Raw genomic sequence first — 25,373 nt, 5'->3', positions numbered from 1 at the left:
GGGGGGGGGGGGAAAGGAGGGCAGCACGACGACGGACGGCCCGGCTACGAGGAGTCGTGGTCGGGCCGTCCGGTCGGGAAGGTGGGGCTGCGTCAGCGCTGCGGGAGGTCGCGCTCCGGCGAACCGACGTAGAGCTGCTGCGGGCGACCGATCTTGTTCAGCGGGTCGTTGTTCAGCTCGCGCCACTGGGCGATCCAGCCGGGCAGGCGCCCGATGGCGAACAGCACGGTGAACATCCGCGGCGGGAAGCCCATCGCCTTGTAGATGATGCCCGTGTAGAAGTCGACGTTCGGGTAGAGCTTGCGGTCGATGAAGTACTGGTCCGAGAGCGCGATCTGCTCGAGCTCCTTGGCGATGTCGAGCAGGTCGTCCTGCACGCCGAGGGACTCGAGGACCTCGTCCGCGGACTCCTTCACGAGCTTCGCGCGAGGGTCGTAGTTCTTGTAGACGCGGTGTCCGAAGCCCATGAGCTTGACGCCGCGCTCCTTGTTCTTCACCCGCTCGACGAAGCGCTGCACGGGCTCGCCGGAGTCCTTGATCTGCTGGAGCATCTCGAGGACGGCTTCGTTCGCGCCGCCGTGCAGCGGGCCGTACAGGGCGTTGATGCCGGCGGAGATCGACGCGAACATGTTCGCCTTCGTCGACCCGACGAGGCGGACCGTGGCGGTGGAGGCGTTCTGCTCGTGGTCCTCGTGCAGGATCAGCAGGCGGTCGAGGGCCTTCGAGAGGACCGGGTTCGGCTGGTACGGCTCGGCCATGGTGCCGAAGTTCAGCCGCAGGAAGTTGTCGACGAACGACAGCGAGTTGTCCGGGTAGAGGAACGCCTGCCCGATGGCCTTCTTGTGCGCGTACGCGGCGATGACCGGGAGCTTGGCGAGGAGCCGGACGGTCTGGAGCTCGACCTTCTCGGGGTCGTCGACGTCCATGTCGTCCTCGTAGTACGTCGACAGGGCACTGACGGCGCTGGACAGGACGGACATCGGGTGTGCCGAGTGCGGGAGGGCGTCGAACAGACGACGGAGGTCCTCGTGCAGGAGCGTGTGCCGGCGGATGCGGGCGTCGAAGTCGGCGAGCTCGGACTCGGACGGCAGCTCGCCGTAGATGAGGAGCCAGGCGACCTCGAGGAACGTGCAGTTGGAGGCGACCTGGTCGATCGGGTAGCCGCGGTAGCGCAGGATGCCTTGGTCGCCGTCGATGTACGTGATCGCGCTCTTCGTCGAGCCGGTGTTCACGAAGCCGTAGTCGAGGGTGTTCATCCCCGTCTGCTTCTTGAACGTGGAGATGTCCACGGTCGAGGCGCCGTCGACGCTCGGGAGGATCGGGAACTCCGCGCTGCCGCCCGGGTACGTCAGCGTCGCGGTCTCGCCGTGCTGGTCGTCGGCGGGACTCACGGGGACGGGCGTCGTCGGCGGTGTGGCCGTCTTCTGAACGTCATTGGCAGTGTCAGTCACGCTGACAGCCTAATCGCGCCGTCTGTCGATCGTGCACACCCGGAGGCTCGGGATCCGGTGGGAACCCACGATTGCGGAAGACGCCGGGTGAACAGTGAGGTCGTCAGTCGGTGCCGAGCCGGTGTCCGCTCGTGAGGCGCTGGGCGGCCGCGGCGATGCGCTCGTCCGTCGCGGTCAGGGCGACGCGCACGTGCTCTCCCCCGGCCACCCCGTAGAACGTGCCCGGTGCGACGAGGATCCCCCGGTCCGCCAGCCACGCCACGGTGTCGAGCGCGGGTTCGCCGCGCGTCACCCAGAGGTAGAGCCCGGCCTCGCTGTGGTCGACCCGGAAGCCGGCGCCCTCGAGCGCCCGGCGGAGCATGCCGCGACGGGCACGGTACTTCGCCTTCTGCTGCTGCACGTGGGCGGTGTCCTGCAGCGCGACGACCATGGCCTGCTGCACGGGGAGCGGCGGCATCATGCCGGTGTGCTTCCGGACGGCGAGGACCTCGGCCAGGACGGCGGCGTCCCCGGCGACGAAGGCGGCGCGGTACCCGGCCAGGTTCGACTGCTTCGAGAGCGAGTACACGCTGAGCACGCCCTCGACCGAGTCCCCCACGACCCGCGGGTCGAGGATGGTCGGCGTCGGGGTGGTGTCGTACGGCGGTTCCCAGCCGAGTTCGGCGTAGCACTCGTCTCCGACGATGACGGCGCCGAGTTCGCGGGCGCGGGCGACGGCGACGCGGAGCTCCTCGATCGTGAGCACGCGGCCGTCCGGGTTGCCGGGCGAGTTCAGCCAGACGAGCTTCGTGCCGTCGGGCCAGGCGGCGGGGTCGTCCGACGCCAGGGCGGTGGCTCCGACGAGCGCCGCCCCGAGTTCGTACGTCGGGTACGCGGCGGCGGGGAACACGACGGTGTCACCGCGGCCGATGCCGAGCCAGAGCGCCAGACCGGCGATGAACTCCTTGGAGCCGATCGTCGGCAGGGTCTGGTCCTCGGTCAGCTGCACGCCGTGCCGGCGGCCGTACCAGTCGGCGATGGCCTGGCGGAGCGCCGGGGTGCCGGCGACCTGGGGGTAGGCGTGGGCATCGGTGGCCTCGGCCAGCGCGGTGCGGACGAGCGCGGGCGTCGGGTCCACCGGCGAACCGACGCTCAGGTCGACGATGCCGCCCTCGTGCTCAGCGGCGCGCTGCTTGAACGGGACGAGCTGGTCCCAGGGGAAGTCGGGGAGGTCGAGCGCCACGAGGGGTCTCGGCTCAGCCGCGGGCGGGCTCGGCCATGATGACCGCGTGGTCCTGGTGGATCACACCGACCTTCGCGGCACCGCCGGGCGAACCGATCTCCTCGAAGAACTCGACGTTCGCCTTGTAGTAGTCGGCCCACTGGTCGGGGAGGTCGTCCTCGTAGTAGATGGCCTCGACCGGGCAGACGGGCTCACACGCACCGCAGTCGACGCACTCGTCGGGGTGGATGTAGAGCGACCGGTCGCCTTCGTAGATGCAGTCGACGGGGCATTCGTCGATGCACGCACGGTCCTTGACGTCGACACAGGGCTGGGCGATCACGTAGGTCACGGTCGGGGTGCTCCCTTCGGAAACGAGCGCTTGCGAGTCTACCCGCGGGGCGCGGTGGACCCTGACCGTGCCGCCGCGGTGGCGCGTGCACCGGAGAGGTCCGGCCACGCCAACGCCAGCATCGCGACGACCGCCGGACCGAACGTCCACACGTACCCGGCGGCGTTCGCCAGCACGAGCGGCGAGCTCTGCCCACCGACGGACACGAGCATCTGCGTGGCGACGATGACGCCGATGCCGATCGCGGCTACCATGGCCCGCGAGCGGTACAGCAGCCGCACGCCGACGGTCAGGCCGACGACGATCAGCGTGGTCAGCACGAGACCGATCGGGAACGCCCCGACCGTCTGCTGGTGCGTCACCGTGCCGAGGCCACCGGCGAGCAGCCCGAGCACCAGGGCGACGACGACCGCAGCCGCCTTGCCCGCCGGCGTCATCTCCGCGTACGTCTCCGGAGCGGGCGCCGCGGGCGGTGCGTCGTGCCGGAAGGCCTCGACCGCCGGCGCGTGCTGGCGGACACCGTGCGGCATCACCCAGGACAGCGCCGTCGGGTCGGACGGGTCGACGGGGTCGACCGTGACCTGCGACCGGTACTGCTCGATCGCCGCGCGCACCTTCGCCCGGACGGGCTGGACGTCGACGGTGACGTCCTGCTCGCCGGATGCGGGGTCGACGATCATCGAGAAGGGGACGTCCTCGGCACGGGCGGCGTACCGGGCCGCGTTGTGCACGCGCACGTGGTCGGGGTGGCCGTAGCCGCCGTCGTCCGCGTAGCTGACCACGGCATCGGCCATGGTCGACCGGATCGCCGCGCGGACGTCGTCCACGACCTCGCCGAGGTCAGCAGCGGTGAGCGAGTCGGCGGGGGCGTCGTCCGCCGCGACCGCGCGGCCGTCGGGGCCCCACTGCATGCCGGAGTCCGAGTAGCGGCGTGCCGGCAGGTCGGTCGGACGAGCGCCCGGTCCCCCGAGCCAGAGGTGCGCCGGCCGACCGAGCGCGGCCAGCGCGGCGGCGATCTCCCGCTCACGGTGCGCGGCGACCCGCGGGCCGTCGCCGGCCAGGGGCGCGAGCGCCGGCGTCAGCATCTCGCCGCGCTCCCCCCGGGTCGCGGTGAGGACCGTCACCTCGGCGCCGAGTTCGAGCAGCGTGGCGATGGTGCCGCCGGACGCCAGGGTCTCGTCGTCGGGGTGGGCGTGCACGAAGAGGACGCGCTCGGGGCGGGTCGCGGGGGCGTTCGACATCAGTGCAAGGGTACGGGACGGCCCCGCGCGGCTAGCGCGGCGTGACGATGTACGTGGCGGTCGCGCTCCCGTCGGACTTCGAGAACGTCAGCACCACGCGGTGGTCGTCGCTCCGGAAGATGCCGAAGGCACTCGAGCTGTCCGCACGCTTCGCCGACTCGGTGAACCCGGCATCCGTCAGCTGCTGCGCGGCGGTGGCGAAGTCGTCGACGCTCGGGGCCTCGACCTGCACGACCCAGCCGGAGCCGTTCGGACCGGTGCCACCGCCGAGGACGGTGCCGTCGACGAGCGGCACGGCCGACGCCGGGAAGCCGTCGGGCACCTGGCCGTCGGACGTCACGTTCGCACCCTTGAGCGCGGTGTCGAGGGCGCCGTCGATGCCACCGGCGACGTTCGCCATGCCCTGCTCGATGGCAGACCCGTCGATGTTCCGCACGCCGTCGCTGACGTCGGAGGCGACCGAGGACCCGAGGTCGGTGGCCTGCTTCACGGAGTCCGCGGAGCAGCCCGTCAGGCCGGCCAGGGCGATGCCGGCCGCCACGGCGGCCACGATCGGGGTCGTCATCCGGTTGCGCATGCGCTGACCGTAACCGAAGACCCTGGGCCCACGCCGCCGGTTCCTGAGCGACGCGCCAGCGGCGCTCAGGCCGTGCCGGTGGGGAGGCTCGGCCTGAGTTGCCTGGGAGTGTCACGTCACTGCCGGGGCCGGCCCGTGCCTCCCGTCCGGTCGACGCGACGTGTCAGCGCACGTTCGCGCGCGTCGCCGCGACCAGCGCGTCCACGCCCACCGGGATGGCGGTCTCCGCCTGCGGCGCGTAGAACGGCGAGTGGTTGCTCGGGATGTCCTCGCCGCGCTCGAACAGCCCGGGGTCGGTGATCCCGGTGAACCAGTACACGAGGGGCACGCCCGCGGCGGTGGCGAGCTGGCCGACGTCCTCGGACGCCATGGCGAGCCCGGACTCCAGGTCGAGGGCCCGCGGCACGACGGCGGCGACGGCTTCGAGCACGCGGGCGGCCTGGTCGGCGTCGTTGACGAGCACGTCCGCGCCCGGCGCCCGCTCGATGGTCGGTGCGGCGAGCCCACCAGCCTCGCTCTCGGCGCGCACGATGCGCTCGATGGAGGCGACGATCCGCGCGCGGGTGTCCTCGTTGCGGGCGCGGGTGGAGATCTCGATGACGGCCGTGTCGGGGATGATGTTCGGCCGGGTGCCGGCGTGGAAGCTGCCGACGGTGACGACGCCTGCGTCGTTCGGGCCGACCTCGCGCGAGACGACGGTCTGCAGGCGCACGACCGCCGACGCCGCGGTGACGATCGGGTCGAGGGAGGCCTGCGGGGCGGACCCGTGCGCCCCACGGCCGTTGAACGTCACCGTGAAGCGGTCGCTCGACGCCATCACCGGGCCGGAGCCGACGGCGACCGTGCCGACGGGGATCGGCGCGGAGTGCTGCCCGAGGACCACGTCGGGCGCCGGGAAGCGGTCGACCAGGCCGTCCTCGAGCATCGCCCGGGCGCCGGAGATGACCTCTTCGGCGGGCTGGAACACCGCCACGACCGTGCCGGACCAGTCCTGCCGCGTGTCGACGAGCCGCTCGAGCGCCCCGAGGAGCCACGTGACGTGGATGTCGTGGCCGCAGGCGTGCATCGTCGGGACCTCGGTGCCGGTCTCGTCCACGCCGCGGTGGGTGCTGGCGTAGGACAGCCCCGTGCGCTCCTCCACCGGCAGGCCGTCCATGTCCGCGCGGAGCCAGACGACGGGGCCCTCGCCGTTCGCCAGGACCCCGACGACGCCCGTGCCACCGACGCCCGTGGTGACGTCGAGCCCGAGCTGCTCCAGCTCGGACGCGACGATGCCGGCGGTGCGGTGCTCCTGGAAGCCGAGCTCGGGGTGGGCGTGCAGGTCCTGGTACAGGGAGAAGAGGTCGAGGGTCACCCGTCCACCGTATCTCCCGGCGCTGACGCCCAGACCGGCGCCGACGTGGCCGACATGCCGACGGCCCGGCCACCTCTTTCGAGGTGACCGGGCCGTCGGACGGAGGGCGGGCCTCCTGAGGGTGCTGTCCCGCTACGCGTCCTGGCGCTTGAGCTTCGCGTAGGAGCGCTGGCGCGCACCCGCTTCGAGCTCGACCTTGCGGATGCGGATGGCACCCGGGGTGACCTCGACGCACTCGTCCTCGCGGGCGAACTCGAGGCACTCCTCGAGTGACAGCTGACGGGGCGGCGTCATCGACTCGAAGGTGTCCGAGGTCGACTGACGCATGTTGGTCAGCTTCTTCTCCTTCGTGATGTTGACGTCCATGTCATCGGCGCGCGAGTTCTCGCCGACGACCATGCCCTCGTAGACCTCTTCGGTCGGGGCGGTGAAGAACGTCATGCGCTCCTGCAGGTTCGTGATCGCGAACGGCGTCACGACACCCGACCGGTCGGAGACGATCGACCCGTTGATGCGGGTCTGGATCGGGCCGGCCCAGTCGCCGTAGCCGTGTGAGATGCCGTTGGCGATGCCGGTGCCGCGGGTCTCGGTCAGGAACGAGGTCCGGAAGCCGATCAGGCCGCGGGCCGGGACGATGAACTCCATGCGCACCCAGCCGGTGCCGTGGTTCGTCATGTTCTCCATGCGGCCCTTGCGTGCGGCCATGAGCTGCGTGACGGCGCCGAGGTACTCTTCCGGCACGTCGATGGTCATGTGCTCGAACGGCTCCTGGAGCTTGCCGTTCTCGTCGCGACGGGTGACCACCTGGGGCTTGCCGACGGTGAGCTCGAAGCCCTCGCGACGCATCTGCTCGACCAGGATGGCGAGCGCGAGCTCACCACGGCCCTGGACCTCCCACGCGTCGGGACGGCCGATGTCGACGACCTTGAGCGAGACGTTGCCGACGAGCTCGCGGTCCAGGCGGTCCTTGACCATGCGGGCGGTGAGCTTGTGGCCCTTGACCTTGCCGACGAGCGGGCTGGTGTTCGTGCCGATCGTCATCGAGATCGCGGGGTCGTCGACCGTGATGGTCGGCAGCGGCCGGACGTCCTCGGGGTCGGTCAGGGTCTCACCGATGGTGATCGTGTCGAAGCCAGCGACGGCGACGATGTCACCGGGGCCAGCGGACTCGGCCGGGTAGCGGTCGAGCGCCTTGGTGATGAGCAGTTCGGTGATGCGGGCGTTGACGACGGTGCCGTCGTGCTTGACCCAGGCGACCGTCTGCCCCTTCTTCATCTCGCCGTGGAAGATGCGCAGCAGCGCCAGGCGGCCGAGGAACGGGGACGCGTCGAGGTTCGTGACGTGTGCCTGCAGCGGGTGCTCGTCGTCGTACTTCGGCGCCGGGACGTGCTGGAGGATCGCCTGGAACAGCGGCTCGAGGTCGTCGTTGTCGGGCAGCGTGCCGTCGGCCGGCTTGTTACGCGACGCGGCGCCGTTGCGGCCCGAGGCGTAGACCACCGGGACGTCGAGGATGGCGTCGAGGTCGAGGTCGTCGACCTCGTCCGACAGGTCGGAGGCCAGGCCGAGCAGCAGGTCCTGCGACTCGGACACGACGTCGTCGATGCGGGAGTCGGGCCGGTCCGTCTTGTTGACGAGCAGGATCACCGGGAGCTTGGCGGCGAGCGCCTTGCGGAGCACGAAGCGGGTCTGGGGCAGGGGACCTTCGGAGGCGTCGACGAGCAGCACGACACCGTCGACCATGGAGAGGCCGCGCTCGACCTCACCACCGAAGTCGGCGTGGCCCGGGGTGTCGATCACGTTGATCGTGATGGGACCCTCGGAGCCGAACTCGCTCGCGTGCTTGCCGTTGTAGAGCACCGACGTGTTCTTCGCGAGGATCGTGATGCCCTTCTCGCGCTCGAGGTCGTTCGAGTCCATCATGCGGTCTTCGCCCTCGAAGTGGGCGTCGAACGAGTTGGTCTGCGTGAGCATCGCGTCGACGAGGGTGGTCTTGCCGTGGTCGACGTGTGCCACGATGGCGACGTTGCGCAGGTCGGACCGGGTGGCGAGCGCCATACAGGACATCCTTCAATTTCTGGGAGAGTGTCGGGCCAGCTGGTGATCAACCCCGTTGGTCGATCGGCACCGCACCCGTGGGCAGAACGCCCGACACGCCAGTCTACCGGTAGTTCGCAACCGACAGGAGTACCCCAGATGAGCCGACGGCGAACGTGGACCGAGATCACGATCGTCCTGATGCTCTCGCTCGGCGGGAGCGCGCTCTACTCGGTGCTCCAGATCATCGACGACCTGTCGCAGACGACCCCGCTCGGACAGCAGTCCACGGCGCTGAACTCGTCGACGACCACAGTGCAGTACGTCGACCTGGCGCGGCAGCTCGTGGGCATCGCGGTGGACCTGGCCCCGGTCGCGCTGGTCTGCTACCTCCTCTGGAGTGCGCGGCGCCCGCACCTGTCACGACTGGGCATCGACCGCTTCCGCGTGAAGCCCGACCTCGGCGGTCCGGTGCTCATCGCGCTGTGCATCGGGATCCCGGGGCTCGCGCTCTACTTCACCGGCCGGGCGCTCGGGTTCACGGTGGACGTCGACCCGGCGGCGCTCGACTCGTACTGGTGGACGATCCCCGTCCTGCTGCTCTCGGCGATCCGGTCCGGACTGCAGGAGGAGGTCATCGTCATCGGGTACCTGTACGCCCGCCTCGGCGAGATCGGCTGGGGACGGTGGCAGGTCATCCTGTCCACGGCCGTCCTCCGCGGCAGCTACCACCTGTACCAGGGCTTCGGCGCGTTCGTCGGGAACGCCTTGATGGGCGTCGTGTTCGGCTGGATCTACACGAAGTGGGGTCGGCTGATGCCGCTGATCGTCACGCACTGCCTGCTCGACGCCGCCGTGTTCGTCGGGTACCCATGGGTCGCACATGCGTTCCCCGGCTGGTTCTCCTGACGCGTCGCTAGCGTGACGTCATGAGCATCCCCGAGATCGGCGGACCGGCGCCGACCTTCAGCCTGCCGGGCATGATCGTCCGCGACGGCGTCCGCACGGACGACCAGTACGACCTCGGGTCCGAGATCGGCCGGACCACGGTGCTCGCCTTCTACCCCGGCGACGCGACCGCCGTCTGCACCGCTCAGCTGTGCAGCTACCAGGCGGAGCTCGACGGCTTCGGGGACCTCGGCGCCGTCGTCTGGGGCATCAGCCCGCAGGCGCTCGACTCGCACGAGTCCTTCGCCCGCGGCTCGTCGCTGACCTTCCCCCTGCTGAGCGACACGGCCGGGTCCGTCATCAGCGCCTACGGCGTCCGGGCCCCGGGGATCGGTCTGCGCCGGTCCGTCTTCGTGATCGGCCCGGACGGCATCGTCCGGTGGCGGCACGTCGGTCTCGTCGGGCTCCGCTTCCCGAAGGCGGAGACGATCCGCGAGCAGATCGAGCTCCTGGTCGGCTAGCTCAGCTAGCGAGTCCATCCTCCGAACGGGCGGGCTCGCACCTGCCGTCTCCTACGATCGGAGGATGGAGACAGCACCCGGGACCGCACGCATCGTCGCCCCCGGGATGCGGACGCTCGCGATCGCGCTGTGGGTGGTGGCCGCGGTGCTGCTCGTCCTCGGGTTCGTCGGCCGCGGGGAGACCTCACCGCTGCTGGTCCCCGTCCCGAGCATCTGCGTCGCGTTCGTCGCGTGGGCAGTCCTGTGGCGACCGCGACTCGAGCTCACGCCGGACGCGCTGGTCGTCGTGGACGTCCGTCGGACCTCGAGCTACGCCTGGCCGCGGGTCACCGGGGTGCGCACGAAGTACGGGTTCGAGCTGCAGTCCTCGGAACCGGACCGTCGCACCTGGATCGCGCCGCGTCCGACGGCCCGCCTGCGGCTCGACCGACCGGGAGGCTCGGTGCCGCTGACCGTCGAGAGCGCGGCCGCCGAGGTGCTCGCGCGGGTCCCCGTGGCGGCGCCACAGGACGGGCCGCCGCCGGCGACGGTGACGGCGCAGCCGATCGTGCACCGGACGCACGGCTGGACGATCCTGGCGCTCACGGTGCTGGGCATCGCCGCGTCGATGGCCGCAGCCCGTCTCTGACGGAGGCGCTCCCCCGCGCTCGCTCCTGGTCCCGGCGAGCGGTCACGACACCCCGCTCACGTCCGGCGAGCGGCCGCAGAGCGTCGGTCCCGGCGGCGCCGACCGACGGAACGTGACCACTCGGCGGGGCCAGCCGACGGAACGTGACCAGTCCGCGCGTGCCGGCCGACGGAACGTGACCGGTCCGCGCGTGCCGGCCGACGGGACATGACCGCTCGGCGGGTGCCGGAGCGGGCACGGGGCGGACGGGAGGCGCGGGGCGGGGCCGGCACGAGCCTCCCGTCCGGTGGATCAGAAGGCGCTCAGGTCCCCCGAGCGGTCACGGACCGTCGGTCCGGCCCGGACGACGAACGCGCCGCCCCGACGAGGGGACGGCGCGTTCGGCGCGGGGTGCGGCGACCTCAGTCGTCGGAACCCGCCGACAGGATGCGACGGCGCAGCTCGCGCCGCTCGCGCTGCACGTCCGGGTCCGGCAGGGGCACGGCGGCGATGAGCCGCTGCGTGTAGGCGTCCTGCGGGTCACGGAGGATCTGGTCACGCGTGCCGACCTCGACCAGGTGTCCGTGGTGGAGCACCGCGATGCGGTCCGCGAGGACGTCGATCACCGCGAGGTCGTGGGTGACGAAGAGGCACGCGAACCGGAACTCACGCTGCAGGTCCTTGAGCAGCTCGAGCACCGTGGCCTGCACCGACACGTCGAGGGCCGACGTCGGCTCGTCGGCGATGAGCAGCTTCGGCCGCAGCGCCAGCGCCCGGGCGATGCCGATGCGCTGCTTCTGCCCACCGGAGAGCTCGTGGGGGAAGCGCGTCGCGTAGGTGGTGGGGAGTCGCACGGCCTCGAGCAGGTCCTGCACCTCGCGCTCGAGCTGTCGTCCGCGCATCTGCTTGCCCAGGAGCAACGGCTCGCCGATCGACTGGCCGATCGTCATCCGCGGGTTCAGCGACGACGACGGGTCCTGGAAGACGATCCCGGCGTTCTGGTGCACCTTGCGGACCAGCGAGCGGGTCGACTTCGACAGGTCGACGCCGGTGACGTTCAGGGTGCCGGACGTGATCGGGAGCAGTCCGATGGCCGCGCGGCCGAGGGTCGACTTGCCGGAACCGGACTCGCCGACCAGGCCGACGACCTCACCCTCGTGCACGGACAGGTCGACGCCGTCGATGGCGCGGAACGCCTTGACGCGTCCGCGGCCCGGGTACTCGATGACGACGTCCTTGAACTCGAGGACGGCTTCGCCGAGCGTGGACACGACGTCGGTGTGGGTGACGGTGTCGGACACGTGGACGGTGGGCTCGCCCTCCACGACCGCTTCGAGCGTCTCGGTCAGGTCGATGACCTCGTCGCCGGCCTGCCCGAGCCGCGGGACGGCGTCGAGGAGGGTGCGCGTGTACTCGTGCTGGGGGCGCGCGAAGACGTCGCGGACGGAGCCGGTCTCGACCGCGACGCCCTGCTGCATCACGATGATGCGATCCGCGAGGTCGGCGACGACGCCCATGTCGTGCGTGATCAGGAGCACGGCGCTCCCGAGCTTGCCGGCGAGGTCGCGGATCAGGTCGAGGATCTCGGCCTGGACGGTGACGTCGAGGGCCGTGGTCGGCTCGTCCGCGATGAGGAGCTTCGGGTCACAGGAGATCGACTGCGCGATCATCGCGCGCTGACGCTGACCACCGGAGAGCTGGTGCGGGTACGAGTCGAAGGCCTTCTGCGGGTCCGGCATCTCCACCAGGGTGAGCAGCTCGATGGCGCGCGCCCGACCCTCGCTCGGCGACATGCCGTAGTGGATGCGGATCGTCTCGACGATCTGGGACCCGACGGTGAACACCGGGTTGAGGGCGGTCATCGGCTCCTGGAAGATCACGGCGATCTCCTTGCCGCGGTACTCCCGGAGCTGCGCGGGACGCAGCCCGATCAGCTCCTTGCCGGTGAACTGGACCGAGCCCTTCACCCTGGCGTTGCGCGGCAGGAGCCCGAGGATCGACATCGAGCTCACGGACTTGCCGGAGCCGGACTCGCCCACCAGGGCGACGACCTCACCGGAGGCGATCTCGTAGGACAGGCCCTTGACGGCGGGTGTCCAGACGTCGTCGACGGCGAAGTCGACGTCGAGTCCGGAGACCTTCACGACGGGGGTGCTGGTGGCGGTCGGTGCTGCCGCGGCGGCGGGCGTGCTCATCGTCGGCCCGTCCTTTCCCGGCCGCTCGTGGCAGCCGCGTGGGTGGAGTGGATGGTGCGCTCGGGGCGGGGACGCAGGTGGTGACCTGCGACGATGGATGCATGCCTGCAACCTCGCCGACGCGCGACGTGTTCGTGTCTCGTTTCAACCGCGGTCTCGCCGTGACCCTCTGGGCGGTCGTCGCGCTGGTCTTCGTCGTCACCGTGCTCAACGACACGACCTGGACGGACCGCGTCCTGGCGGTCGTGCCGACGGTCTTCGGCGGGCTCTTCGGCTGGGTCGTGCTGTGGCGCCCGCACATGGTGATCAGCGACGACGGCATCCGGGTGGTCAACGTGTTCAGCACGGCTGACGTCCCGTGGGCGGCCCTGGTGCACGTCGACACGCGGTTCGCGCTGACGCTCGTCACGCCGAGTCGTCGCGTCGTGGTGTCGAGCGCCCCCGCGCCCGGTCGCATCGGCGTGGCCATGGCCCGCCGTCAGGAGCAGCGGGGCGGTCGGGCCGTCCCCGACGCCGAGAGCGGCGGCCGCCGAGCGGGCGACATGCTGTCGACGGACTCCGGCGACGCGGCGTACCTGGTGCGGTGGCACTGGGACGAGCTCCGCGAACGGGGGGCGATCGAACTCGGCACCGCTGACAGCGTCCGTGTGCCGGTCGTCCCGCACTGGGCGTCGATCGCCCTGCTCGTGGCGAGTGGCGTCGGCGGTTGGTTCGCCATCGCCGCCCGCTAGCTGGACGGCGTCGGTCCGGTCAGCGGTCGTCACGCGCTGATCATCTCCGAGCCCGAGGAGTTCTGGGGCTTCTCCGGCTCGCGGGTGCCGCGCAGGCTGAACCGCTTGGACCGCGGGTCGAACGCGTCGCGGAGGCCGTCGCCGACGAAGTTGACGCAGAGCGCGAGCAGCACGATGAAGGTCGCTGGCCACCAGAACAGGTACGGGCGCGTCTGGAACGCCGACTGGTTCTGGCTGATCAGCAGACCGAGCGACGAGTCCGGCGCCTTGATGCCGTAGCCGAGGTAGCTCAGGGCCGTCTCGAGCAGGATTGCGGAGGCGATGAGCAGCGTCGCGGACACGATGATCACGCCGATCGCGTTCGGGAGGATGTGCCGGAAGATGATCCGCATGTCCGAGGCGCCGGCGACGCGGGCGGCCTCGACGAACTCGCGCTCGCGGAGCGACAGGAACTCGGCGCGGACGAGACGCGCGACGACCATCCACGAGACGAGTCCGAGCAGCAGGGCGAGCACGAAGGCGGACAGCCCGTTGGCCGTCTTGCCGACCACGGCACCGATGACGAGTGCCGGGATGACGATGAAGACGTCGGTGATGCGCATGAGGATGGCGTCGACCCGGCCGCGGAAGTAGCCCGCGATGGCACCGACGACCACGCCGATGAACGTCGCGAACAGCCCGATCACGACCATCACCAGGATCGAGTTCTGGATCCCGCGCATCGTCAGCGCGAAGTAGTCCTTGCCGATGCGGTCCTGACCGAAGGGGTGGTCCGCCGTCGGCGCACCGCCGGCCTGCAGGTCGTTGAGCGACCGGTACGAGTAGTGCCACCAGCCGGGGATCGGACCGATGCCGACGGCGGAGACGCTGAACACCAGCACCAGCAGGTAGACGACCAGCGCCACGACGGCGAGCTTGTTCGCGAAGAAGCGACGGAGGATGATGCGGCCCTGGCTCTCGCCGATCCGCTTCTCCTTGGACTCCGGGTTCTCTCCGACGTCAGTGCCGTCCCCGATGTTCGGTTCGAGCGGTGCCCCGCCCTGCAGCGTGCTCATCGGATGTCCTCCAGGTGGTGGTTCGCCTCGGTGGTCTGGTACGCGCTCATCGGACCCGGACCCGTGGGTCGAGCGCCGAGTACGCGAGGTCGGCGAGGAAGTTGAACGCGATCGCGGTGATCGCGATGACGAGGAAGTACCCCATCACCGGGTTCACGTCGGTGATCGACAGTCCGCTGTTGAAGAGGTTGCCCATCCCCGAGATCGCGAAGACGCGTTCGGTGATGATCGCGCCACCGAGCAGCGCGCCGATGTCGGTCGCCACCAGGGTCGCGATCGGGATGAGCATGTTGCGCAGCGCGTGCCGCACGATGACGGTGCGCTCCGGCAGGCCCTTGGCGCGCGCGGTCCGGACGAAGTCCTGGTCGAGGACCTCGAGCATGCCCGACCGCGAGTAGCGGGTGTAGCTCGCGAAGCTGATGAGCAGGAGCGAGATCGTCGGCAGCAGCAGGTGCGTGTAGGTGTCGATCCCGGAGATCCAGAAGTCGCCCTGCAGGCCCGGGGTCGAGGACCCGACCGTCGCGATCGGACGCGAGACGTAGTTCTCCGTGTACGCGATCCACGAGCGCATGAAGCGGTCGAGCAGGACGACGCCGGCGCTGAGCACCGCGGTGAGCACGCCGATGCGCATCATCAGGCCGCGGTCGTGCCCGCCGACGACGAACCCGGAGACCAGGCCGACGGCGATCGTGGCGACGGCCAGGATCGCGATGGTGGCGGCGGAGGAGACGTTGAGCAGCCCCTGCAGCGCGAAGTAGCTGATGATCGCGACCAGGACGTTGATGCCGGCGACGATCCAGGCTCGACGGTTCTTCGTGCCGGCGAGCAGCGCGACCATGGCCAGGCCGATGCCGGCGCTGAAGAGGATGACGAAGACCGGACCGAGCGACGGGTCGGTGAACCACCCGGTCGCCTGCATGAGCAGCAGCATGCCGGCCGTGACCGCGGCGCTGATGACCCCGACGAGCAGGCGGCGACGCAGGGTGCCGCCGACGACCAGCTGGACGAGGAGACCGACCACGACCGCGATGAGCGCCAGCCGGAGCGGCGGGATCGTCGGGTCGACGAGGAAGTTGTTGTAGTCGAGTGCGATGAACGACTTGAGGAGCACCGCCATGAGGAAGGACGGCAGCGAGTACAGGAAGAAGCTGACCAGCGTGATGGCGTAGTCGAAGCCCGAGTAGACGCGGAGGGCGGTCACGACGCCGAGGCCGATGCCGAACACGATCGCCAGGATGAACGAGAACGTCACCAGCTGGATCGTCGACCCGACGGCCTGCGGGAGCAGCTGCGCGACGGGCTGGTTCGAGAAGGTCGTGCCGAGGTCGCACTGCCCGATGACGCACTTGCCGACGCCGCTGATCCAGATGCCCCAGCGGAGCGGCGGGATGACGTCCAGGTGCTGCGCTGCCACACGGGCGGCGATGAGCTGGTCGCGGTTCGCTGCGTTGCTGCTCTGGAGGTCCTGCAGGGGGTTCCCCGCGATCGCCGCCAGGTTGTACATGATGAACGACGCGGCGATGAGGATGAGGATCGAGACGAGGATCCGTCTCGCGATGAAGCTCACCATGGGCGAAGGTGCCTCTCGGGTGTGGTGGTCGGGCCGACGGGGCCCCGTGCAGGGGCACCGACGAGCAAGGGTACTTCGTTCCACCGAGGAACCGTGTCCACCGGTGCGGGTGACGTGGTCCGGAGCCGGCGTCACCTGGGTGCGTCGGGGTCCGTGGAGACCCTCGCCACCCATGGGAGGGCGCCGGACTGGTCAGTCCGGCGCCCCCTCAGTGTGTGCTGTTGATCAGTGGTCCCGCAGGATCACTTCCTCCAGTCCCAGACGTTCCAGACCATGCCGGTCTGGCCGCCGAAGTACTCGACGCCCTTGAGCGACTTGTTCACCGCGAACAGGCCGGGCGACTGGAACAGCGGCAGGCCGTAGCCCTGGTCGAAGGCGATCTTGTCGATCTGCTTCTTCATGTCCTCGAGCTTGTCCGTGTCCAGCTGGGTCTGCGTGTCCACAGCCAGCTTGGAGGCGTCCTCGTCGGCGAACTTGTTGTAGTTGCCCGAGTTGCCCGTCTGGAAGAGCTGCGGGACAGCGGCGTTGCCGGCACCCGGGTTGACCCAACCGAAGATCGAGGCGTCGTAGTCGCCACCGGCGAGGAGCGAGCTCCAGTCCGGGGAACCGCCGTCGACGACCTTGATGCCGGCCTTCGCAGCCGAGGACTGGATCGCCTGGAACGTGTCCACGCGGTTCGGGTTCTCGGTGTTGTAGAGGATCTTCACGGACGGGGTCGCGCCGCCGAGCAGCTGCTTGGCCTTCGCGATGTCGACCTTGTCGTAGTCCGACGAACCGTTCGCCTTGACGGCGTCCTCGTAGTCGGCCTGACCCGGCAGGTACAGCTGCGAGTCGAGGACCTTCGCCTTGGAGTTGATCGGGGTGACGATCGACTTGAGGATCTGCTCACGCGGGATGGTGAGGAGGAACGCCTTGCGGACGTTCTCGTCCTTGAACACGCTCGAACCGAAGTTCAGGTCGAGGTGGTCGTAGGCGACCTGCGAGCCCTGGATGACGTCCACGCCGGCTGCGGCGTCGAGCGCCTTCACCGTGTCGGCGGACGGCTGCGGCTGGATTGCGTCGACCTCACCGTTCTGGAGGGCCGTGACCTGGGCGTTGGCGTCACCGATGAAGCGGATGACGAGCTTGCCGAAGTTCACCTTGTGGTCGCCGGTGTACTCCGGGTTCGGCACGAGGGTCATCGACTGCTTCGGGGTCCAGGCGGAGACCATGAGCGGGCCGCCGGAGACCAGGAGCTTCTTGTCGCTCGGGAGGCTGGTCTTGTCGTAGCCGGTGTTGATGAGGTCAGCAGCCTTCTTCAGCGTGCTGTTCTCGGCCGCCGGGCTCTCGACGTTGCCCTCGGGGGTGTCCTTGAGCGCCTTCATGAGGGCGTCCTCGGACACGCCGGCCTCGTCCGCGACGACGTGCGCCGGGAACTGGATCGGGTTGACGAGCTGCCAGTCGACGTACGGCTTCTTGTACTTGATCGTGATCGAGTCGTCGGTGATGTCCGACGGGTACTCGGTCTGGAACGGCGAAGCGGCGGCGAGGGAGAAGTACTGGGTACCGCTCGTGACCTTGCCGTCAGCGTCCTGCGTGGCCGAGTCGTAGTACCCGGAGTTCTGCGCCCAGCCGAGGAGGAGGTCGTCAGAGGTGATCTTCTTGCCGTCGGACCACTTGGCGGCCTTGTTCAGCGTGTACTTGACCGTCAGCGGGTCGTCGCTCAGCTTCTTCATCGTGCCGAGGTCGGTGTTCGGGGTGATCTTGTACTTCGCGCCCAGCGTGTAGAACTGCGGCTGCGTCATGTAGTTGATCATCCCGTTGACGTCCAGGTTGCCCTGCGGGGTGTTGTAGTTGAACGAGGTGACCTCGTTCACCTGCGCGATCGTGACGGTCTTGTTCGACGCCGAACTCGTCTCGGTCGCACTCGGAGAGGTGGTGCAGCCAGCAAGGGCGACCGCGGCCGCACCGGCCAGGGCGACGGCGCCGAGGAGCTGGCGACCCCGCTTCTTGGTGATTTTCACTCTGTGATCCTCCTGATGGAATGTGATCGAACGACCGCGAGGCAGGGCTCCCCGACCGCTCCCGAAGAACGATAGGTGCGACGGGGAAAGCCCTCAAAATCTCAGCCGAAGTTGTTACACAGCGGAAACCTCAGTCGCAGATCCTTGCGCGAAACTGCGGATCGTTGCGCCGATGTGCTGCGCAACGCAACAACGACGCGTCTCGATGCAACCAGATCTGAACAGACGTGCGAGCACGCCGACACCAGGCGAACGCTCCGGGAACGTCTCCTGTGACGGCCGGACATCGTCGGTCCTACCGTGGGGTCGTGCTCCCAGACGACATCCAACGCCTCCGCATCCCATCCCGACCGACCATCGCCGTGTCCACCGACGGCTCCACGCCGAAGGTCCTGACGGCGGTGTCCCGCCCCGACGTCGACACCGACGAGTACCGCAGCGCGATCGAGCTCGTCGACGACGGCGGCACCCGCCGCTGGAGTTCCGGCGACCACGACACCGCACCCGTCGCGTCCCCGGACGGCCGCTGGCTCGCGTTCCTCCGCGCGGTCCCCGACGAGGGCGGCCGGGACCGAGCGCAGCTGGCGGTCGTCCCGACGGACGGCGGGGAGGCGCGGGTCGTCTCCGCGCTCCCGCTCGGGGCCGACGGGCCGGTCTGGTCCCCCGACTCGCGACGCATCGCCGTCGTCGCGCGGTTCCCGGAGCCCGGCAGGTACGGCACCGAGGACACGCACGGACGCCGCCCGGCCGCCGACGCCGAAGCGCCGCGCCTGACCAGACGCCTCGACCACCACACGGACGGCACCGGCTACCTGCGTGACCGGTTCGCGCAGCTCGTCGTCGTCGACGTCGAGGCCGAGGCTGCTGGCACCGGGTCTCCCGTCTCGACGCCGCTGACCTCGCTCCCGTGCTCCGTGGGCGCGCCGGTGTGGACGCCGGACGGCTCCGCCGTGCTCGTCACCGCCCCGCGGGACCTCGGTGCCACCGAGACGCACGACTCCGACCTGTACCGCGTCGACCTGACGTCCGGGTCCGCCGAGGTCGCCGTGCTGACCGCCGGCTCGGTCGACTCGGCCGCGTTCGGTCCGGACGGCACGCTGTTCTTCGTCGGTGCCACGCACGAGGACGGCGTCGTCGGCGAACCGGACGGGCTCTGGGCCGCGACGGTCCGCCCGGACGGCTCGTTCGCCCCGCCGGTCCGACTCACCGACCGGGCGACCGTCCACGTGGCCGGTCCCGCGATCGCGCGTGACGGCGACGTCCTGGTCACCGTGCTCGACCGCGGCACCGTGCAGATCCGCTCCGTGGCGTGGTCCGGCGAGACGCCGTCGGACCCGGCGACGCTGGAGGCACTCGGCACCGTGCTCGGCGGCCACGTCGTCGTGTCCGGCTTCGACGCGCGCGACGGACTCGTCGCCGCCGCGGTGGCGACGCCCGACTCCCCCGGCGAGATCGTGCTCGTCGACACCGCCGACCAGGACCGAGCGGACGCCGACGGCACGACCGTGGCCACGGACCTCGGCGCCGAGGTGCGGCACGGCGGTGTCCGTCGCATCGAGGAGCTGCACGGCACCTCCGCGGACGGGACCCCGGTGCACGGCTGGGTCGTGCTCCCCGACGGCGACGGTCCGCACCCGGTGCTCCGGGTCGTCCACGGTGGCCCGTTCGGCCAGGACACGTGGGCGTTCTTCGACGAGGCGCAGGTGTACGCCTCCGCCGGGTACGCGGTCGTCATCGGCAACCCGCGCGGCTCCGCCGGGTACGGCCTCGACCACGGCCGTGCGGTCATCGGCGCGATGGGCACGGTGGACGTGGACGACGTCCTCGCGCTGCTCGACGCGGCCCTCGAGCGGGACGACCTCGACGCCTCGCGGGTCGGCATCATGGGCGGTTCGTACGGCGGCTTCATGACGAGCTGGCTCGCCGCGCACCACGGCGAACGGTTCGTCGCCGCCTGGAGCGAGCGCGCGGTGAACGCGTGGGACTCCTTCGCGGGCAGCTCGGACATCGGCTGGTTCTTCGCCGACGCCTACGTCGGCTCGGACCCGGAGGAGCAGCGTCGTCGCAGCCCGCTGACGTACGCCGACCGCGTGTCGATCCCCTTCATGGTGGCGCACTCGGAGCAGGACTGGCGGTGCCCGATCGAACAGGGACAGCGCCAGTACGTCGCGCTCCGCCGAGCCGGCGTCGACGCGTCGTTCCTGGTGTTCCCGGGCGAGGGCCACGAGCTCTCGCGATCGGGTCGACCGCGCCACCGCGTCCAGCGGTTCGAGCACGTCCTCGCCTGGTGGGGCGAGCACCTGCCCGTCGGCTGAGCCGACGCACGACGAACGGGAGGCTCCCCACCGGTCCGGTGGGGAGCCTCCCGTTCGTCGTCGGACAGCGCTGCTACTGCGCGAAGGCCTCGATCGGCGGGCAGGCGCACACGAGGTTGCGGTCCCCGTAGGCCTGGTCGATGCGGCGCACCGGCGGCCAGTACTTCCGGTCGGCCATGCCCGGCAGCGGGTAGACAGCCTGCTCCCGCGTGTAGGCGTGCTCCCACTCCCCCGAGATCACGGAGGAGGCGGTGTGCGGCGCCCCGACGAGCGGGTTGTCGTCTGCTGGCCACTCGCCCCGCTGGACGGCGTCGGCCTCGGCACGGATCGCGAGCATGGCGTCGACGAAGCGGTCGAGCTCGGCGAGGTCCTCGCTCTCCGTCGGCTCGACCATGAGCGTGCCCGCGACGGGGAACGACATGGTCGGGGCGTGGAAGCCGTAGTCGACCAGGCGCTTGGCGACGTCGTCCACGGTGATGCCCGTGGCGTCGCGGAGCGGCCGGAGGTCGAGGATGCACTCGTGCGCGACCAGGCCCGACTCCCCCGTGTAGAGCACCGGGAAGGCGTCACGGAGCCGTGCCGCGATGTAGTTCGCCCCGAGGACGGCGACCTCGGTCGCCCGGGTCAGACCCTCGACGCCCATCATGCGCACGTACGACCACGTGATCGGCAGGATGCTCGGGCTGCCGTACGGCGCTGCCGACACGGGTCCGCCGGCGTGCGCGAGGCGGTCCTCCGACGACGCGACGGAGGCGCCGGTGCGGCGGTCCTCCTGCTGTGCCATCGGGTGGCCGGGCAGGAACGCCGCCAGGTGGGCCTTCGCCGCGACGGGACCGACACCGGGGCCGCCACCGCCGTGCGGGATGCAGAAGGTCTTGTGCAGGTTCAGGTGCGAGACGTCGCCGCCGAAGTCGCCGAAGCGGGCGTGCCCGAGCAGCGCGTTGAGGTTCGCGCCGTCGACGTAGACCTGGCCGCCGGCGTCGTGCACGGCGTCGCAGATGTCGCGGATGTCGTGCTCGTAGACGCCGTGCGTCGACGGGTACGTGATCATCAGCGCCGCGAGGGTGTCGGCGTGCTCGGCCGTCTTCGCGCGGAGGTCGTCGAGGTCGACGTTGCCGTTCTCGTCGCACGCGACGACGACGACGCGCATGCCGGCGAGGACCGCCGACGCCGCGTTCGTGCCGTGCGCGCTGGACGGGATGAGGCAGACCGTGCGGGCCTGGTCGCCGCGGGACAGGTGGTACCCGCGGATCGCGAGCAGCCCGGCGAGCTCGCCCTGGCTGCCCGCGTTCGGCTGCATCGAGACGGCGTCGTACCCGGTGACCTCAGCCAGCCAGGTCTCGAGGTCGCCGATCATGCCGAGGTAGCCCTCGACGTCGGAGCGCGGCGCGAACGGGTGGACGTTCGCGAACTCCGGCCACGTGACTGCGGCCATCTCGGTGGCGGCGTTGAGCTTCATCGTGCAGCTGCCGAGCGGGATCATGCCGCGGTCGAGCGCGTAGTCCTTGTCGGCGAGGTGCTTGAGGTAGCGCATCATCCGGGTCTCGCTGCGGTACGAGCTGAACACCGGGTGCGTCAGGTACTCGCTCTCGCGAGCGAGGGCGGACGGGAGGCTCGTGGCTGCGTCCCGCACGGCCGTCTCGACGGCGCGCTGGTCCGGCCCGGACCCCCCGGCGAGGACCTCGGCGAGCACGCGGACGTCGTCGGCCGTGGTGGTCTCGTCGACCGCCACGGAGACGGTGTCGTCGTCCACCTGGTGCAGCAGGTACCCGCGCTCGGCGGCCGCGGCCACGATGTCCCCGGCGCCACCGGCACGGCGGAGCGCGACGGTGTCGAAGAAGGCGTCGTGCAGGACCTCGACCCCGGCGGACCGGGCGGCGTCGGCGAGCGCCGTGGCGGTGCGGGCGACGCGGTTGGCGATGAAGCGCAGGCCCTCTGGCCCGTGGTAGACCGCGTACATCGAGGCCATCACCGCGAGCAGCACCTGCGCGGTGCAGATGTTCGAGGTCGCCTTCTCGCGGCGGATGTGCTGCTCGCGGGTCTGCAGGCTGAGGCGGTAGGCCATGCTGCCGGCGGCGTCGAACGACACCCCGACGAGCCGACCCGGCAGCTGGCGTTCCAGGCCTGCGCGGACGGCGAGGTACCCGGCGTGCGGGCCGCCGAACCCGAGCGGGACGCCGAAGCGCTGGGACGTGCCGACGGCGACGTCCGCGCCGAGGTCACCCGGGCTGGCGAGCAGGGTCATCGCGAGCAGGTCGGCCGCGACGACGGCGATGCCCCCGCCGGCGTGCACGCGCTCGATCGCGGCGCTCGGGTCGACCACACGGCCGGAGGCGCCCGGGTACTGCAGGACGATCCCGAAGGCGCCGTCGACCTCGTCGTCGGTCAGTTCACGGGTCGGGTCGACGACACGGAGGGTGATGCCGACGGCGTCCGAACGGTTCTCGAGCAGGGCCATGGTCTGCGGGAGGACGTCCTGGTCGACCAGGAACGCGTCGCCCTTCACCTTGGAGGCCCGGCGGGCGAGGAGCATGCCCTCCACCACCGCGGTGCCCTCGTCGAGCATCGACGCACCGGCGGTGGCCATCCCCGTCAGGTCGGCGACCATCGTCTGGAAGTTGATGAGGGCCTCCAGGCGGCCCTGCGAGATCTCCGGCTGGTACGGCGTGTAGGCCGTGTACCAGCTCGGGTTCTCGAGCACGTTGCGCTGGATCACCGCGGGCGTGTGCGTGCCGTGGTAGCCGAGGCCGATCATCGGTCGGCGCACGGTGTTCTGCGACGCGAGGGCGCGGAGTTCGGCGAGTGCCTCGGTCTCGCCGACGGCGGCCGGGATCGAGGACGAGGCGACGGGCTCGGCGTGGATGGACGCCGGGATCGCGGCGCGGACGAGGGCGTCGAGCGACGGCTGGCCGACGGTCTCGAGCATGACGCGCTGGTCGGCCGCGGTGGTGCCGATGTGGCGGTCGGCGAACGTGGTCTGCAGGTTCTGGTCGGCGCTCGTCATGCGATGGACGCCCGGTAGGTGTCGTGGTCCATCAGGTCCTCGGGGAAGGAGGTGCCCTCGACCTTGAGCTTCACGAGCCAGCCGGCGCCGAAGGGGTCCTGGTTGACGGTGTCCGGGGCGGCGACGACGGCCTCGTTGACCTCGACGACCTCGCCCTCGATCGGGGCGAACAGCTCGCCGACGCTCTTGGTGGACTCGATCTCCCCGATCTGGTGCCCGGCGGTGGCCGTGGTGCCGACGGCGGGCAGTTCGACGAAGACGACGTCACCGAGCTGCTCGGCGGCGTGGTCCGTGATGCCGACGGTGACGACGTCGCCCTCGACGAGGAGCCACTCGTGGTCCTTGGTGTACTGCAGTGCGGTCTGGTCGGTCATGGCCTCAGCCTTTCGATGCGCGGCGGTAGAAGGGGAACGCGGAGACCGTTGCGGGGATGGCCGTACCGCGGACGTCGATGTGGAGGACTTGTCCCCCGGCAGCGGCGGACGGCGCGACGAACGCCATCGCGACCGGGTGGCCGAGGGTCGGGGAGAGTGCGCCGGAGGTGACGGTGCCGACGACGACGCCGTCGTGCAGGACCGGGTAGCCGGCGCGGGCGGCGCGACGGCCCTCCATGACCAGGCCGACGAGCACGGGTGCGTCGTCCGGTGGCTGCACGCCGGACGAGCCGACGAAGGTGCCGTCCGTGGCGACGACACGGCCGAGTCCGGCCTGCGCGGGACGGGTGTCGACGGAGAGCTCGTGGCCGTAGAGGGGCATGCCGGCCTCGAGTCGCAGCGTGTCCCTGGCCGCGAGCCCGGCGGGCACGACCCCGCGGGAGGCCCCCGCCTCGAGCAGGGCGTCCCAGATCACCGGTGCGATGTCGGGGTCGCTGTAGATCTCGAAGCCGTCCTCGCCGGTGTACCCGGTGCGGGCGATGAGCACCTCGGCGCCGTCGAACATCGCGTGCAGGACCCGGTAGTAGCGGAGCTCGTCGAGCGGGGTCTCCGGCTGCAGGCGGTCCTCGACGACGAGGGCGTCGAGCGTGCCGGCGGCGGCGGGGCCCTGGATGGCGACGAGCGCCGTCGTGTCGGAGTCGTCGGTGACCACGACGTCGAAGCCCGCGGCGCGGTCCTGCAGCGCGTCGACCGCGACGAAGCGGTTCGCGGCGTTCGCGACCACGAGCCAGGAGTCGTCGGCCACCCGGTACACGACCAGGTCGTCGAGGATCCCGCCGTGCTCGGCGAGCAGGAACGAGTACTTCGCGCGCCCGACGGTCATCGCCCCGAAGGCACCGGCGAGCGCGTGGTCGAGGAAGGCGACCGAGCCGGGCCCGGAGACGCCGATCTCGGCCATGTGCGACAGGTCGAAGACCCCGGCCGCCTGGCGCACGGCGTGGTGCTCGGCGAGGTCGGACGAGTAGCGCACGGGCATGCGGTACCCGGCGAAGTCGGTGAACGAGGCACCGGCGGCCACGTGTGCCGCGTCGAGCGGGGACGAGCGCAGGTCGGACGGGGACATGGCGGAGTTCTCCTGGCATGGGCCGGGCCCGACGGACGTCGGGCGGCACCCGACGACGATCGTCGGGTGGAACTCCCCCTCTGTCATGTGCCTGAGAGTTTCACCGCGGCCCGTGAGGTCCGGCGGCTTTCACCGTGGGCGAGACGTCCGGACCCGGTGGGTCTCGGGAGCGTCTGCTTTTCAGAGTGGCCTGTCCGCTGCGGTGTTGGACCTGAGAGATTGGCGGGGAGGATGCTCCTTCGGTGTCGCGCGTCCGCCGGTGAACGGCAGGGCGGGCGACGTCTCCCGCGGCGGGTGGTCGGCCTCGGTGTTCAGTTGTCCGTCGCGAGCATACCGACCCCGCGTTACGGGCATGTGACGAGCACGGGGTCTTCGACATCTCGTAGAGTGCTGGGGTGGCAGGACAACGACAGCGCCCCCGCGGGCAGCTCGAGCAGGCGGTGCTCGACACCCTCTGGTCGGCCGACGGCGCGATGACCGCGCGGCAGGTGCTCGACGCCGTGCCCGAGCCCCGCCCGGCACTGACGACCGTGCTCACCGTGCTCGACCGCCTCGGCCGCAAGGGCGCCGTGGAGCGCGAGCAGCGCTCGGACGCACCGCTGGCCTTCCGCGCCACGAACAGCCGCGACGAGCAGACCGCGTCGCTGATGTCGACGGCCCTCGCCGCTGCCTCGGACCGCGAAGCCGCCCTGCTGCAGTTCACGGGGTCCCTCGCCTCGGACGACCTCGACGTCCTCCGCCGCGCCCTCGACGCCCGCGCCCGCTCCTGACGGACCC

At 70.7% G+C, this 25,373-nt stretch carries 20 protein-coding genes and 1 riboswitch; of the genes, 6 read left to right on the top strand and 14 right to left on the bottom strand.

Features of this window, described 5'->3' with window-relative positions:
* Positions 1-92: 92 nt before the first annotated feature.
* From BIU98_RS04570 to typA, 7 genes are all read right to left on the bottom strand, one after another.
* On the bottom strand, positions 93-1,391 hold the full coding sequence (locus BIU98_RS04570) for a citrate synthase (RefSeq protein WP_083392973.1): 1,299 nt from the start codon (positions 1,389-1,391) through the stop codon (positions 93-95).
* Between the two features lie 163 nt (positions 1,392-1,554).
* Positions 1,555-2,673, bottom strand: coding sequence for a succinyldiaminopimelate transaminase (gene dapC, locus BIU98_RS04565; RefSeq protein ID WP_071272283.1), 1,119 nt, complete (start codon positions 2,671-2,673; stop codon positions 1,555-1,557).
* Between the two features lie 13 nt (positions 2,674-2,686).
* On the bottom strand, positions 2,687-3,004 hold the full coding sequence (gene fdxA / locus BIU98_RS04560) for a ferredoxin (RefSeq protein WP_071272280.1): 318 nt from the start codon (positions 3,002-3,004) through the stop codon (positions 2,687-2,689).
* 38 nt (positions 3,005-3,042) lie between these two features.
* A complete protein-coding gene (locus BIU98_RS04555) occupies positions 3,043-4,245 on the bottom strand; it encodes a PIG-L family deacetylase (protein ID WP_071272277.1) in 1,203 nt (400 codons plus the stop codon).
* 31 nt (positions 4,246-4,276) lie between these two features.
* Entirely contained in the window at positions 4,277-4,822 is a 546-nt protein-coding gene (locus BIU98_RS04550) for a hypothetical protein (RefSeq protein ID WP_071272274.1), read from the bottom strand.
* 163 nt (positions 4,823-4,985) lie between these two features.
* Positions 4,986-6,176 (bottom strand): amidohydrolase, encoded by a 1,191-nt coding sequence (locus BIU98_RS04545; protein WP_071272271.1) that lies wholly within the window; start codon positions 6,174-6,176, stop codon positions 4,986-4,988.
* 132 nt (positions 6,177-6,308) lie between these two features.
* Positions 6,309-8,231, bottom strand: a complete 1,923-nt coding sequence (gene typA / locus BIU98_RS04540) for a translational GTPase TypA (RefSeq protein ID WP_071272268.1) — start codon at positions 8,229-8,231, stop codon at positions 6,309-6,311.
* Between the two features lie 138 nt (positions 8,232-8,369).
* On the opposite strand from typA, the gene BIU98_RS04535 reads away from it, so the two are divergent.
* The 3 genes from BIU98_RS04535 (at position 8,370) to BIU98_RS04525 (ending at position 10,247) form a co-directional block, all read left to right on the top strand.
* Positions 8,370-9,119, top strand: coding sequence for a CPBP family intramembrane glutamic endopeptidase (locus BIU98_RS04535; RefSeq protein WP_071272265.1), 750 nt, complete (start codon positions 8,370-8,372; stop codon positions 9,117-9,119).
* 20 nt (positions 9,120-9,139) lie between these two features.
* On the top strand, positions 9,140-9,619 hold the full coding sequence (locus BIU98_RS04530; protein ID WP_071272262.1) for a peroxiredoxin: 480 nt from the start codon (positions 9,140-9,142) through the stop codon (positions 9,617-9,619).
* A gap of 64 nt (positions 9,620-9,683) precedes the next feature.
* Positions 9,684-10,247 (top strand): PH domain-containing protein, encoded by a 564-nt coding sequence (locus BIU98_RS04525; RefSeq protein WP_071272259.1) that lies wholly within the window; start codon positions 9,684-9,686, stop codon positions 10,245-10,247.
* 401 nt (positions 10,248-10,648) lie between these two features.
* Here BIU98_RS04525 and BIU98_RS04520 read toward each other — a convergent pair whose 3' ends face one another.
* Complete coding sequence (locus BIU98_RS04520) at positions 10,649-12,421, bottom strand: ABC transporter ATP-binding protein (protein ID WP_071272256.1); 1,773 nt, start codon at positions 12,419-12,421, stop codon at positions 10,649-10,651.
* A gap of 101 nt (positions 12,422-12,522) precedes the next feature.
* Between BIU98_RS04520 and BIU98_RS04515 the strand changes: the two genes are divergently transcribed.
* A complete protein-coding gene (locus BIU98_RS04515) occupies positions 12,523-13,152 on the top strand; it encodes a PH domain-containing protein (protein ID WP_071272253.1) in 630 nt (209 codons plus the stop codon).
* A 29-nt stretch (positions 13,153-13,181) separates the two neighbouring features.
* Here BIU98_RS04515 and BIU98_RS04510 read toward each other — a convergent pair whose 3' ends face one another.
* The 3 genes from BIU98_RS04510 to BIU98_RS04500 form a co-directional block, all read right to left on the bottom strand.
* On the bottom strand, positions 13,182-14,207 hold the full coding sequence (locus BIU98_RS04510; protein ID WP_083392972.1) for an ABC transporter permease: 1,026 nt from the start codon (positions 14,205-14,207) through the stop codon (positions 13,182-13,184).
* Positions 14,208-14,253: 46 nt separating this feature from the next.
* Positions 14,254-15,777, bottom strand: a complete 1,524-nt coding sequence (locus BIU98_RS04505) for an ABC transporter permease (RefSeq protein WP_071272250.1) — start codon at positions 15,775-15,777, stop codon at positions 14,254-14,256.
* Between the two features lie 242 nt (positions 15,778-16,019).
* The gene (locus BIU98_RS04500; RefSeq protein ID WP_071272247.1) at positions 16,020-17,780 is read right to left on the bottom strand and encodes an ABC transporter family substrate-binding protein; all 1,761 of its coding nucleotides are present in this window, start codon (positions 17,778-17,780) and stop codon (positions 16,020-16,022) included.
* A gap of 308 nt (positions 17,781-18,088) precedes the next feature.
* Here BIU98_RS04500 and BIU98_RS04495 point away from each other — a divergent pair, with 308 nt between their 5' ends.
* The gene (locus BIU98_RS04495) at positions 18,089-20,095 is read left to right on the top strand and encodes a S9 family peptidase (protein WP_071272295.1); all 2,007 of its coding nucleotides are present in this window, start codon (positions 18,089-18,091) and stop codon (positions 20,093-20,095) included.
* 73 nt (positions 20,096-20,168) lie between these two features.
* On the opposite strand, the gene gcvP is transcribed toward BIU98_RS04495, so the two are convergent.
* The 3 genes from gcvP to gcvT are packed head-to-tail and all read right to left on the bottom strand — an operon-like array spanning position 20,169 to position 24,596.
* Positions 20,169-23,099 carry an aminomethyl-transferring glycine dehydrogenase gene (gene gcvP / locus BIU98_RS04490; RefSeq protein WP_071272244.1) on the bottom strand — a complete coding sequence of 977 codons (2,931 nt, stop codon included), beginning with the start codon at positions 23,097-23,099 and terminating at the stop codon, positions 20,169-20,171.
* On the bottom strand, positions 23,096-23,473 hold the full coding sequence (gene gcvH / locus BIU98_RS04485; protein ID WP_071272241.1) for a glycine cleavage system protein GcvH: 378 nt from the start codon (positions 23,471-23,473) through the stop codon (positions 23,096-23,098). The genes gcvP and gcvH overlap by 4 nt, the downstream gene beginning before the upstream one ends.
* 4 nt (positions 23,474-23,477) lie before the next feature.
* Positions 23,478-24,596, bottom strand: a complete 1,119-nt coding sequence (gene gcvT / locus BIU98_RS04480; protein ID WP_071272237.1) for a glycine cleavage system aminomethyltransferase GcvT — start codon at positions 24,594-24,596, stop codon at positions 23,478-23,480.
* A 70-nt stretch (positions 24,597-24,666) separates the two neighbouring features.
* Positions 24,667-24,790: riboswitch (glycine riboswitch) on the bottom strand.
* Between the two features lie 201 nt (positions 24,791-24,991).
* Between gcvT and BIU98_RS04475 the strand changes: the two genes are divergently transcribed.
* Positions 24,992-25,366: a BlaI/MecI/CopY family transcriptional regulator gene (locus BIU98_RS04475; protein WP_071272234.1), complete on the top strand. Its 375-nt coding sequence runs from the start codon at positions 24,992-24,994 to the stop codon at positions 25,364-25,366.
* Positions 25,367-25,373 lie beyond the last annotated feature (7 nt).

This window comes from Curtobacterium sp. MMLR14_010 (genome assembly GCF_001865015.1).
Taxonomy (GTDB): Bacteria; Actinomycetota; Actinomycetes; order Actinomycetales; family Microbacteriaceae; genus Curtobacterium.
The sequence above is the reverse complement of the archived record's forward strand: the minus strand, read 5'-3'. Positions and strand labels throughout refer to the sequence as shown.